Raw genomic sequence first — 11,478 nt, 5'->3', positions numbered from 1 at the left:
TCATGTCGTGGGAGCCGGGGCGCCGGACGGCCCGCGGCGGTGGGCGACGGAGCCGGGGCGGCGCCGGGGCGCAGGCTGCCGCGGGCGCGGCGGAGGACGGGGGAACGCGGGGCGTGCGGTCCTCCGCCGCTGCCGGTGCGGCTGCCGCTCAGCCGGAGATCTCCTTGCGGTCCGACGCGCCGGTGATGGAGATCTTGCGGGGCTTGGCCCGCTCGGCGATCGGAACACGCAGGGTGAGCACGCCCGCCTCGTAGTCGGCGGTGATGTGCTCGGTGTCGAGGGTGTCCGCCAGCATCACCTGTCGGGAGAAGACGCCCAGCGGTCGTTCCGACAGCTCCATCTGCACGCCTTCGGCCGCGGGGGCGGGGCGGCGTTCGGCCCGGACGGTCAGCATGTTGCGTTCGACGTCGATGTCGATCGCTTCGGGGTCGACGCCGGGCAGATCGAGGGCGATCACGTACGAGTCGCCCTCCCGGTAGGCGTCCATGGGCATCGCCGAGGGACGGGACCAGGTGCCGGACGGACCGCCGAGCAACTGCTGGGCGACGCGGTCGAACTCACGGAAGGGGTCGGTGCGCATCAGCATCGGAACACCTCCTACGTCGAGCGGATTCGCTCATGCGCTGTTTCTGCATCCGTTGTAACATGTCATCGAAACGATGACAACTCGCTACGTCATCCAACGGGTGACATCAACGGAGGTGGCCATGACCGCTGACCCACGGGAGGCCGGTGCACGGCCCGCGTCCTTCCTCGCCGCCCAGGCGGCACTGGCTGCGATCGAGGAAGCCGTACAGACCGCGCAGCGACCGCGTCGTCCCGACAGCGGCACCGAGGTCGGGTCCGACCAGGCACTCGCCGCGCTGCTGCTGCTGCGCGAGGTGCGCGACCAGCTCGCGGGCTGGGAGACGGGACTGATCGAGACCGCCCGGGACGCGGGCGCGAGCTGGGCCGACCTCGCCCGTCCCCTCGGTGTCGCCAGCCGGCAGGCCGCCGAACGCCGGTACCTCCGGCTGCGGCCCGGAGCCCCCGGCACTACCGGCGAGGAGCGCGTGCGGGCCACCCGGGACAGCCGGGCCGCCGACCGCGCCGTCACCGCCTGGGCGCGGGGCAACGCGGCCGGCCTCCGCCAGCTCGCCGGCCAGGTCGCCGCCCTCGCCGAGCTGCCCGCCGAGGCCCGCACACCCCTCGTACGGGCTCTCGGGCACGACGACGCCGCCGGTCTCCTCGGCCCGCTGACCGGCGCCCGTGAGCGCCTTCCGGACGGTCACGCGGAGCTGGCGGCACGCCTGGACACCGTGGCCCGCAGCGCGGACCGGCTCCGCGGCGCGGGGACGGACGAGCGGGGCGCTCCGGAAGGAGGCGCGGCCCTCTGAGCGGCGCGGCCGTGGCCGCATTGCGGGCCCGGGGGGCGCGGCGGAAACTGGCCGGGAGACGACCGCGGGCGGAGAGGGCCTGGAGCGATGGGCGACTACGCCGACCTTCCTGGTGTCAGGACCTGGTACGAGACCGAGGGGACCGGTGATCCCCTGGTCCTGCTGCACGGCGGCTTCTGCACCAACGACACGTGGGGTGCGCTGCGCCCGGACCTGGCCGCCGCCCACCGCCTCTTCCTGCCCGAGCGGCGGGCGCACGGACACACCCCCGACGTCGAGGGGCCGCTGTCGTACGGGGCGATGGCCGACGACACGGTGGACTTCGTGGAGACGGTCGTCGGGGAGCCGGCGCACCTGGTCGGCTGGAGCGACGGCGGTGTCGTCGCGCTGCTCGTGGCGCTCGCGCGTCCCGACCTCGTGCGGAAGGCCGTGGTGATCGGGGCCAACTTCCGCCCCGCCACCGAGTGCTTCGCCGAGCCCGCGATGCTCGACGCGATGACGCCGGACGGCGAGGACCTCGCCTTCTTCCGGGAGCTGTACGAGGCCGTGACGCCGGACGGCACGGACCACTGGCCGGTGGTGGCGGCCAAGGTCGTCGACATGTGGCGCACCCAGCCGACGCTCTCCCCCGAGGACCTGGCCCGGATCGAGGCGCCGACCCTCGTCGTGGTCGGGGACGACGACCTGGTCACGCTGGAGCACACGGTCGCGCTCTACCGGGCGGTTCCGGGCTCCCAGCTGGCCGTGGTCCCCGGAGCGTCCCACGTGGTGCCGCTGGAGAAGCCGGACGCGGTGAAGCGGCTGGTCCTCGACCACCTGGCGCAGGACGCGGTCGAGACCCTGATGCCGGTCCGCCGCGCCTCGGCGCCCACCCGGACGGCCTGACCGGGCGGCCTGACCGGACGGCCTGAGCGGGCGGTGCCAGGAGCCCCGGGCGGGACGCGTCACGGCATGGCCGTCACCGCGGGGCGCGCCCGGATCACCGGGCGGCGGCGACCGGGTCGAGGGCCAGCGCGGCGAACGTGGCCAGCCAGTGGTCGGTGGTGAAATCGCCGCGCTCCACCGCCGGCAGGCCCGCCGCGAGGTGCTCCTCGGCCGCTGTGTCCAGGCGGCCGCGCACCGCACCGTCCGGCAGGGCGTCCGCGAGGGCGCGGAGAGCGGCGGCCCTGCTGAGCGTCAGCCCGAGCAGATGGCCGATCTGCGGGTCCGCGTGGTCGGAGACGACCGGCACGTCCAGCGGTGGGCAGGGGGCGCCGGCGCCCAGCGCGGGCAGGAAGCGGTCGAGCCAGGCCGGGAAGTCCCCCTCGGGGAGCACCCTGCGCATCGTGTCGGCCTCGGTCAGCGCCGGGGAGAGGAAGTCCTGTCCCGACGGCTCCCAGTGCGCGGGTGCGTCGTGGTCGTCGGCGAACCACGCCAGCAGGCGTTCCCGTACGGCCCGGTCGGTCGTGGCCGACAGCTCGCCCGAGTCGAGCGCGAGGCCGAGCGCGAAGGCGCTGTTGGGGTGGTTGCCGTGGCGCACCGGATAGGTGGCCTTGGGCAGCCACTCGGCCAGCAGGTCGTCCACGGCGGCGACGGCCGGCCGGAGCGCCCCGGCCCAGCCGGTGCCCGCCTCGCCGGGGAGGGCGCGGCACTCGGCGGCGAGGGCGAGCAGCCAGGCCCAGCCGTAGGGCCGCTCGAAGGAGGGGCGGGCCCGGAGGTACGCGGCCTCGACGGCGAGGTTCTCGGAGGTGAGGTGCCGGTCGAGTACGTCGGCGGCCGGCCCGGTGTCGGGCAGGGCGGGGGTACCGCCGTGCCGGCGCAGCAGCCGGACCAGCAGCCAGTGCATGTGCACCGAGGAGTGCCAGTCGTAGGCCCCGTAGAAGGCGGGGTGCAGGGACCGGGGCTCCAGGCGTTCGTCGGGTGCGGTGATCAGATGGGCGGGGAAGTGGGGGTACTCGCGGGTGATGTTGGCGAGGGCGATCCCGGCGAACCGGGAGGCGTGGGCGCTGAGCGGCATCAGTGGGTGGCTCCTTCGGTGACCTTCAGGTCCTGTCCCGCCGGCGTACGGGCGGCGGCGGCCAGCAGGGCGCGCAGGCCGTGGGCGACGGTGGCGGGCGGCAGGGACGGAGCGGTCCCGTCGGGGACCTGTTCCGGCGCCCAGGGCACGTGCGCGAAACCGCCTCGTATCCGGGGGAACTCGGTGGCGATGAGGTGGCCGAGGCCGTAGGCGACGTGGTTGCAGACGAAGGTGCCGGCCGTGTGGGAGACGGCGGCCGGGACCCCGGCCTCGCGCAGCGCGGCGACGCAGGCCTTGACGGGCAGTGTGGAGAAGTAGGCGGCGGGGCCGCCCGGCACCACCGGTTCGTCGACGGGCTGCCGGCCGGCGTTGTCCGGGATGCGTGCGTCGTCGACGTTGATGCCGACGCGTTCGACGGTGACGCCGGGCCGCCCGCCCGCCTGGCCCAGGCAGAGCACCAGGTCGGGGTTCTCGGTGCGGACGGCGTCGCGCAGGGCGTCGAGGGACGTGCCGAACGCGCAGGGCAGTTCGACGGCGCGCACGGTGAGGCCGGCGGGGGGCTCGGCGGCCAGCAGGGACGCCGCCTGCCAGGACGGGTTCACGCTCTCGCCGCCGAAAGGGGCGAAGCCGGTGACGAGGACACGGGGCATGGGCGATCCTTGCGGGGTCGGGCGGGCGGCGGTGGGGGGCGGCCGTGCGGGGTCGCGGGGGCCGGTCGGGGTCGTCCCTCAGAAGGCGAAGAGCGCCATGATGACGGTGCAGCACCCCAGGAGCGCGACGCCCGTGGGCAGCTGCGCCTTGATCGGCCCGTACTGGTCCTTCAGTTCGAGCAGGGTGGCCGGGACGATGTTGAAGTTGGCGGCCATCGGCGTGCAGAGAGTGCCGGCGAAACCGGCGAGCATGCCGATCGAGAGGACGGCGGGCTCGTTGCCGTGCATCTGCTGGATGAGGACGGGCCAGCCGATCGCCGCGGTCATGACGGGGAACGCGGCGAAGGCGTTGCCCATGATGACGGTGAACAGGAACATGCCCACGCAGTAGGCGATGACGGCCAGGTACCGGGAGTCGTCGGGCAGGACCCTGTTCATGATGTCCCCCACCTGGGTGCCGACCCCGGCGGCGGCGAAGATCGACCCGAGGACGGCCAGCAGCTGGGGCAGCAGCAGGGCGGAGCCCATCGCCTCCAGCATGGAGCGGCCGGACCGGATCGGTACGGACACCTTCCTCTCGCCGGTGACCAGCATGCCGACGACCAGCGCGGCGATGCAGCCCAGGCCGAGGCCGAGCAGGGTGGCCTTGCCCGTCTCGAACAGTCCGGACTCGTCCAGGACGGAGGCGCAGACGATCGCGACGAGGGGGATGGTCAGCGCGGGGATGAAGATCTTGCTGCCGAGCCGGGCGGCGGACGCCTCGCGCTGCTCGTCGGTGGTGGTCACCGGGACGCCCTTGCCGAGGAAGTTGAACCCGGCGAGCACGATCAGGGCGAGGACCGCGACGCCGAGCGGTTCGGCGGGCAGGGTCCAGCCCCCGTTGCCGGCGGTGGCGTTGGCCACGCCGGTCCCGTAGGGGAAGGTGAGGCCGAGCAGTCCCCAGAACGCGGCGGAGGTCCAGCGCTTGGGGTTGCTGCGGTCGGCGGCCATCTGGACGGCCATGACGACGAAGACCAGGCCTATCAGCCAGTACAGCCATTCGACTTTGATCACTTGTCGGCCCCCTCGGGAAGCGGCAGGTCGTGCTCGGCGGCGGCGAGGGCCATCTCGCGCTCCAGCTGCCGGTCCATGACCAGCAGCCGGGCGCCGTGGATGACGAAGGCGCAGACCGCGAGCGGGATCGCCCACAGGGCCAGCTGGGTCGGTTCGATCTCCTGGTGGTAGGTGGAGTTCACGAAGCCGGTGATCAGCAGGATGGAGCCGATGGCGATGAAGCAGTCCTCGCCGAAGAAGACGCCCACGGTGTCGGCGGACGCGGAGTAGGACCGCACCTTCTCGCGCAGCCGGTCGGGCAGCTTCGCCCCCGTGGAGCGTTCCGCGGCGGCCTCCGCCATGGGGGCGACCAGGGGCCGGACCGTCTGTGCGGGGCCGCCGATGCTGTTGAGGCCGAAGGCCGCGGTGACCTGGCGGACCAGCAGGTAGACCGTGAGGAACCGGCCCGCGCTGAGCTTGCCCAGGCGGCCGATGAGGGTGCGCGCCTGCTCGCGCAGGCCGTAGCGCTCCAGCAGGCCGATCACCGGGAGCACGATGGCGTAGACGGTGACCGAGCGGCTGTCGGCGAAGGACCGGCCGAAGGCCGCGAGGACCTCCAGCGGGTCCATCCTGCCGAGCAGTCCGGTGACGACACCGGCGACGCCCACCACGAGGACGGGATTGCGGCGCGTGACGAATCCGAGGATCACCACGACCACACCGAGAAGAACGATCATTCGGTGGCCTTCTTCAGGCATGAGGGGGCAGAGCACGGCTCCGGGAGTCGCGGAGCCGGAGCTTGATGGCCCCGGGACCCTAACCCCGGATACGTGGCAGATGCACGGACACTAGCGATCGTTCAACGATCTAACAAGAGGTGAATCCTTCGATGCCCCCGAGGACCCGTTTCAGCGAAGTGCCCGTCGATACTCCTGGGCGGTCGATCACCTCTTGTCGGATCGTTCAACAATCGTCTACGTTCAGAGGGTGATCGACCTCAACGCAGATCTCGGTGAGGGCTTCGGCCGCTGGACCCTCACCGACGACGACGCCCTGCTCTCCGTCGTCACCAGCGCCAACGTCGCCTGCGGATTCCACGCGGGCGACCCGTCGGTGATGCGCCGCGTCTGCGGGCTCGCCGCCGAGCGCGGGGTGCGGATCGGGGCACAGGTGTCCTACCGCGACCTGGCGGGCTTCGGGCGGCGCGCGATGGACGTGCCCGCCGACGAGCTGGCGGCCGAGGTGGCGTACCAGATCGGGGCGCTCAGGGTGTTCGCCGAGGCCGCCGGCGCCGAGGTGGCCTACGTGAAGCCGCACGGCGCGCTCTACAACCGCACCGTCCACGACGCCGAGCAGGCCGGGGCCGTGGTGGCCGGTGTGCGGCTCGCCGGCGGTGCGCTGCCGGTGCTCGGGCTGCCCGGGTCCCGTCTGCTCGCCGCCGCCCGGGACGCCGGTCTCACCGGGGTGCCCGAGGCTTTCGCGGACCGCGCCTACACGGCTCGGGGCACCCTCGTCCCCCGGCGCGAGGCCGGCTCCGTGGTGACCGACGAGGACGCGGTGGTGCGGCGCGCGCTCACGATCGCGGTGGACGGCACGGTCGAGGCCGTCGACGGCACGACGGTCGCGGTCGCCGCCCGCTCCCTGTGCGTGCACGGCGACACCCCGAACGCGGCCGGGATCGCGGCCCGGGTGCGTCGGGAGCTGGAAGCGTCCGGAGCCGGGATCGGGGCCTTCGCATGACGGGGAGCCGGACGGTCACGACGCGTCCCGCCGGCCGCCGCGCGCTCCTGGTCGAACTGCCCGACGCCGAGCACACCGCGGCCTTCCACACCGAGTTGCTCCGCCGGCGCGCCGCCGGGTCCCTGCCGCCCGTGGCGGAGATCGTGCCGGGGGCGCGGACGGTGCTGCTGGACGGGGTGGCGGACCCGGAGGCGCTGGCCCGCGAGGTCGCCGGCTGGCGGGTGCGGCCGGGGGGCGACGACGACGGCGACGTCGTGGAGATCGCCGTCCGCTACGACGGTCCGGACCTGGCGGACGTGGCGGACCGGTGGGGAGTCTCCCCCGACGAGGTCGCGGCGCTGCACACGGCACCCACGTACCGCGTCGCGTTCTGCGGTTTCGCACCCGGCTTCGGCTACCTCACCGGTCTGCCCGAGGAGCTGCACGTGCCCCGGCGCGCGACTCCCCGGACCCGGGTGCCGGCCGGCGCGGTCGCACTCGCCGGGCCCTACAGCGCGGTCTACCCGCGCTCCACGCCGGGCGGCTGGCAGCTGATCGGCGCGATGCCCGACCCGGGGCGGCTGTGGGACACCGCGCGGGACCGGGCGGCGCTGCTCACCCCGGGGACGCGGGTGCGCTTCGTCGCGGTATCCGACGTGCCCGCCGGGGCCATCGGATGACCGCGCTCACGGCCGTGCGCCCGGGCGCGCTGACCACGGTGCAGGACGCCGGCCGACGCGGCCACGCCCACCTGGGCGTGCCCCGCTCCGGCGCCCTCGACGCACCGGCGATGCGGCTCGCCAACCGGCTGCTCGGCAATCGTCCCGGCGCCGCCGTCCTGGAGACCACCCTCACCGGCTGCGCCCTGCGTCCCGACCGTGCCGTCACCGTCGTGGTCGGCGGTGCGCCCTGCCCGGTCACCGTGGACGGGCGGCCCGCGGCCTGGGGTGCTCCGGTGCGGGTACCGGCCGGCGCGGTCCTGGACGTGGGAGCCGTGAGCGCGGGCGTGCGCTCCTACGTGGCGGTGGCCGGGGGCGTCGCCGTCGAGCCGGTGCTCGGCAGCCGGTCCACGGACCTGCTCTCGGGGCTGGGCCCGCTCCCCCTGCGGGACGGGGACGTCGTCCCGGTGGGCACCCCCGCCCGCCCGGTGGCGCTGCCCCCGGCCGCCCCCTGGCCGGCACCGCCCACCGAACTCGTCCTTCCGGTGGGCCCGGGCCCGCGCGCCGACTGGTTCGCCCCCGCCGCCCTGCGCACCCTCACCTCGGCCACCTACCGCGTCTCCCCGCACAGCAACCGCATCGGGCTGCGCACCGAGGGGCCGGCCCTGGACCGGGTGTCCACGGGGGAACTGCCCAGTGAGGGCATGGTCCTGGGCGCCGTGCAGGTCCCGCCCGACGGACGTCCGGTGATCTTCCTGAACGACCATCCGACGACCGGTGGCTACCCGGTGGTCGCGGTCGTCGCGGAGTCCGCCCTGGCGGCGGCGGCCCAGGCGGCGGCCGGGACGCCGGTGCGCTTCGTGCCGGGCTGACCTGCCGGGAAAGTCGCCGGTCGGCCCACCGATGAGGCGGCCGAAGACGGGTAGAGGGGAGGCACTCAGGACATGAGCTTCTCCCGGGAGGGACCGAGGATGACCGACGACGCCTACCTCGTTCTGCTGGACGGCACCGCCACGACGCTCGGGGTGCCTCCCGCGGCGGTCGGCGACCTGGCCTGCATGGAGACCCCCGCCGTGCGGGCGTGGCTGGACGCGCAGGGCGTCGGTGCCTCTTCCGCCGGGCTCCGCCTGGTGCCGCCGGAGGACACGGCGGCCGTTCCCGAGGACGCGGAGCGACTGCCCGTCCCGCTGAGCGAGGAGGAGCTGAGCCGGGTGCGCCACCAGGCCGCTCCGGAGAGCGTCGCCCGGCTGGAGGAGGAGCTGCTCGCCTACCGCACCTGCGCGGACGGCCGCGAGGCGCTGCTCGCCCGCGCGTTGGCCGCCGGTGTCCCGGCGCACCGGGTCGCGCAGCTCACCGGGGAGGACCTGTCGGCCGTCCGGGCGACGGCCGTGTGACCCGGCCGTGTGACGCGGTGGGGGTCGCCCGGTGGACGGTCCGGGACCGGCTCACCCCAACTCGGCGACCAGGTCCCCGGCGGTCACCCGGGTCAGGGTCCGCGAGGCGTCCCCCGGCCCGGGGAAGACGCGGTACGACGTGCCCGTGGCCCGTTCCGCGTCGATGTCTGCGTGGACCGTCGCGAGGAACACCCGCTTGCCGGCGGCCAGTCGGGCCGCCGCCCCGTCGGGGTCGGAGTGCGGGACGCACGCGTCACCGTCCTCCGTGGACGCCACTCTGGTGGCGAACGCACGCGTCGTCTCCCCCGGCCCCCGCCGGTACCTCAGCAGCGCGGGTTCCGGCCCCCGGAGCGTCACGGCCACCTCGGGGGAGCACGCCGCCGCCCGCCACACCGCGAGGTCCCACAGGGTGACCCGGCTGCCGGAGGCGAACTGCTCCCACACGTTCCGGGCCACCGTCGCCAGTCCGTCGCCGCCGTGCGAGCCGATGGACTGGAAACCGCTCGCGGACGGCAGATGGGTGTCGGTCCACAGCGTCCGGCGGCGGCCCAGGTCCACGATCATCGGCATGCACACCCGCGAGTCGCCCGCCAGGTCGAACCGCTGACGCACCGTCCGCGGATCGTACGACGCGTCCCGCGGAGCGTGTGCGGGCAGGGCCATGAAGCCCGCGAAGGCGTCCGGCAGCTCCTCGAACGGCACGTTGTTGAAGCTGAAGACCAGCGGGACGGCGTAGACGTCCCCTCGCCTGGTCAGTCGTTCCAGATCGAGGTCCACGTACTCGGTGGCGCCCCGCGGCGCCGGAGCCGAGGTGAGGTCGCCGGAGTGCACCGCGGCGTCCACCCCGTGGACCAGGTGCGTGTAGTCGCACAGCCCGGTGAACTGCCAGGCCGCGTCGAAGAACGCGACGGAGAGGTCCAGGTCCGTCCGGTTGCCCCGTGGTTCGGTCCAGTGCAGGAACAGCCGGAGCAGCGCGCCGTCGGGAAGCATCTGCGCGCTGCCCCGGCCCAGGGCGACCAGCGCCTTCGCGGCGGTCCGCTCGGTGAACGGCACGGTGAGGTCGGCCAGGCCCGCGTCCAGGACCGACAGTTCGTACGACGGCCCGGCGGCGAACCGGCGCAGCACCTCCTCCTCCAGCGACGCGACCGCCGCCGACACCAGCCCGGCGGGCAGTGGGGCCCGCCGCTCCGCGACGCTCAGGGTCCGGGTCACGTCCCCGCGGGGGAAGAACACGCGGCGGCGGCCGACGCGGTCCTCGGCGCGCGCCCGCAGCGCCCCGAGGGCCGACAGCAGCGGCCCGGGGCCCACCTTCGGCAGCCCGCGCAGGAGGGCCTTCTCCAGGTCCGCTTCGAGGACGTCGCCGGTGTGCAGGCGCAGCAACCGGTCCAGGCGGCGCACGAGTTCGCCGGGGCGCTCGCCCGCGAGGGTCGCGGCGCGGCCGGCGTCGCCCTCGGCCACCGCCTGCTCCAGACGTCCGGCCCAGGTCGCCGGGCGGATCCGGCTCCCGTCCACCCGGACGGCGTCGGGGTGCGCGGCGGCCGTGTCGAGCAGGGCGGCACCGAAGGCGGTGCCGGGGTCCACGGGGGTCGCGCGGAGCACCGCGAAGGCGAGGGCGGCCCGCGGATGCCGGGTGTGCCGCTCGAAGGGGTGCAGGGCCTCCGCGGCCCGCTTCCACGCCGTGGGGTGCCGCAGCACGTCCTCCACGAGGAACGGTGCCGGCAGGCCGTCGAGGAGCGTGAGCAGCAGTCGGCGCAGCGGGCGCGGCAGGTTCGTGAACCGCGTCGGGGTCACCAGCCCGGGGTCGCCGTCGCAGACCACGGCGAGCAGCCGCAGCACGTCGGTGGCAGTGGTGAGCCGCTCGGCGAGCAACTCCCGTACCGGCACGCCGTCCGCGGCGTCGCGTACGAGCGTCCCCAGGACGAGTGCCTTCGTCTCCCGGACCGGGATGTCCCGGGGCAGCTCACCGCGGCCCGCCGGTGTGAGGGGCAGCAGGGTCAGCAGGTCGTCCCGGTCCTGCGGGGACAGGGGCGTACGGCGGGCCAGCAGGGAGTCCACCACGTCGGTGGCGTCGGCGGCCCGGTCGGTGCCCAGCCGCAGCAGGCGCAGCGGACCGGGCACCGGCGCCTTCGCGGCCCCGACGGCCCGGACCGGCCGCAGGAAGGGGTCGTCCGCGTCGATCCGGCGGTGGCACACGGGGCACCCCGCGTAGTCGGCTCCGTCCCAGCACAGCCGGCACACGAGGTGCGCACACGGCGAGACGGGGTGCACCGTGCGCGCCTCGCCGCACAGCACGCAGGGGTGCTGCGGCTGTTGCAGCAGGAAGGCGAAGACCCGGTCCACGTACAGCGCCTCGGTGTCGCGCGGCACGGTGCGCGGGAAGCCGCGGAAGAGCGGGGCGTGGGTGCGGCCGGAGCCGAGCAGGTCGTCGGCCAGCCCGACCAGGCGGACGTGCGCGGCCGCCAGTTCGTCGGTGGCCAGGGCGCCGAGCGCCGCGTGCAGGGGAGCGGAGAGCAGGTGACCGCGGCCGAGCAGTTCGGCCTCGAGTCGGCGCATCGCCGGTCCGGTTCCGCCGCCGGCCGGGGACGCCCCGTCGACGTACGCGGTCTGGACACGGCGCAGCAGTACGGACTCGGCAGCGAGCAACGGGGAGAT

Annotated in this window: 12 protein-coding genes; 6 read left to right on the top strand and 6 right to left on the bottom strand. The window is 74.8% G+C overall.

Annotation, left to right across the window (positions count from 1 at the left end; translation table 11 throughout):
* Positions 1-148: 148 nt before the first annotated feature.
* On the bottom strand, positions 149-586 hold the full coding sequence (locus AC07FV_RS08905; protein WP_479085710.1) for an Hsp20/alpha crystallin family protein: 438 nt from the start codon (positions 584-586) through the stop codon (positions 149-151).
* Between the two features lie 121 nt (positions 587-707).
* On the opposite strand from AC07FV_RS08905, the gene AC07FV_RS08900 reads away from it, so the two are divergent.
* Together AC07FV_RS08900 and AC07FV_RS08895 are read left to right on the top strand one after the other, a co-directional pair.
* Entirely contained in the window at positions 708-1,376 is a 669-nt protein-coding gene (locus tag AC07FV_RS08900; protein ID WP_479085709.1) for a type III effector protein, read from the top strand.
* Between the two features lie 87 nt (positions 1,377-1,463).
* Positions 1,464-2,261, top strand: a complete 798-nt coding sequence (locus AC07FV_RS08895) for an alpha/beta fold hydrolase (RefSeq protein WP_479085707.1) — start codon at positions 1,464-1,466, stop codon at positions 2,259-2,261.
* Positions 2,262-2,355: 94 nt separating this feature from the next.
* On the opposite strand, the gene AC07FV_RS08890 is transcribed toward AC07FV_RS08895, so the two are convergent.
* The 4 genes from AC07FV_RS08890 to AC07FV_RS08875 form a co-directional block, all read right to left on the bottom strand.
* Positions 2,356-3,372 carry a DUF2891 domain-containing protein gene (locus AC07FV_RS08890; protein ID WP_479085706.1) on the bottom strand — a complete coding sequence of 339 codons (1,017 nt, stop codon included), beginning with the start codon at positions 3,370-3,372 and terminating at the stop codon, positions 2,356-2,358.
* Entirely contained in the window at positions 3,372-4,022 is a 651-nt protein-coding gene (pcp, locus tag AC07FV_RS08885; protein WP_479085704.1) for a pyroglutamyl-peptidase I, read from the bottom strand. Before pcp ends, AC07FV_RS08890 begins: the two co-directional genes overlap by 1 nt.
* A gap of 78 nt (positions 4,023-4,100) precedes the next feature.
* A complete protein-coding gene (locus AC07FV_RS08880; RefSeq protein ID WP_479085703.1) occupies positions 4,101-5,075 on the bottom strand; it encodes a DUF979 domain-containing protein in 975 nt (324 codons plus the stop codon).
* Entirely contained in the window at positions 5,072-5,791 is a 720-nt protein-coding gene (locus tag AC07FV_RS08875; protein WP_356610266.1) for a DUF969 domain-containing protein, read from the bottom strand. Before AC07FV_RS08875 ends, AC07FV_RS08880 begins: the two co-directional genes overlap by 4 nt.
* A gap of 250 nt (positions 5,792-6,041) precedes the next feature.
* Here AC07FV_RS08875 and AC07FV_RS08870 point away from each other — a divergent pair, with 250 nt between their 5' ends.
* The 4 genes from AC07FV_RS08870 to AC07FV_RS08855 all read left to right on the top strand — a co-directional run bounded on the left by AC07FV_RS08870 (position 6,042) and on the right by AC07FV_RS08855 (position 8,826).
* Entirely contained in the window at positions 6,042-6,794 is a 753-nt protein-coding gene (locus tag AC07FV_RS08870) for a LamB/YcsF family protein (RefSeq protein ID WP_479085702.1), read from the top strand.
* Positions 6,791-7,453 (top strand): 5-oxoprolinase subunit B family protein, encoded by a 663-nt coding sequence (locus AC07FV_RS08865; RefSeq protein ID WP_479085700.1) that lies wholly within the window; start codon positions 6,791-6,793, stop codon positions 7,451-7,453. Before AC07FV_RS08870 ends, AC07FV_RS08865 begins: the two co-directional genes overlap by 4 nt.
* On the top strand, positions 7,450-8,304 hold the full coding sequence (locus tag AC07FV_RS08860) for a 5-oxoprolinase subunit C family protein (RefSeq protein ID WP_479085698.1): 855 nt from the start codon (positions 7,450-7,452) through the stop codon (positions 8,302-8,304). Before AC07FV_RS08865 ends, AC07FV_RS08860 begins: the two co-directional genes overlap by 4 nt.
* A 99-nt stretch (positions 8,305-8,403) precedes the next feature.
* The gene (locus tag AC07FV_RS08855; protein ID WP_384696897.1) at positions 8,404-8,826 is read left to right on the top strand and encodes a DUF6003 family protein; all 423 of its coding nucleotides are present in this window, start codon (positions 8,404-8,406) and stop codon (positions 8,824-8,826) included.
* A gap of 51 nt (positions 8,827-8,877) precedes the next feature.
* Here the strand turns inward: AC07FV_RS08855 and AC07FV_RS08850 are convergent, their stop codons facing one another.
* On the bottom strand, positions 8,878-11,469 hold the full coding sequence (locus AC07FV_RS08850; RefSeq protein WP_479085697.1) for an MXAN_6230/SCO0854 family RING domain-containing protein: 2,592 nt from the start codon (positions 11,467-11,469) through the stop codon (positions 8,878-8,880).
* Positions 11,470-11,478: the final 9 nt, after the last annotated feature.

The organism is Streptomyces sp. NPDC045956 (assembly GCF_056430705.1).
This window is presented reverse-complemented; position numbering and strand designations above follow the sequence as displayed.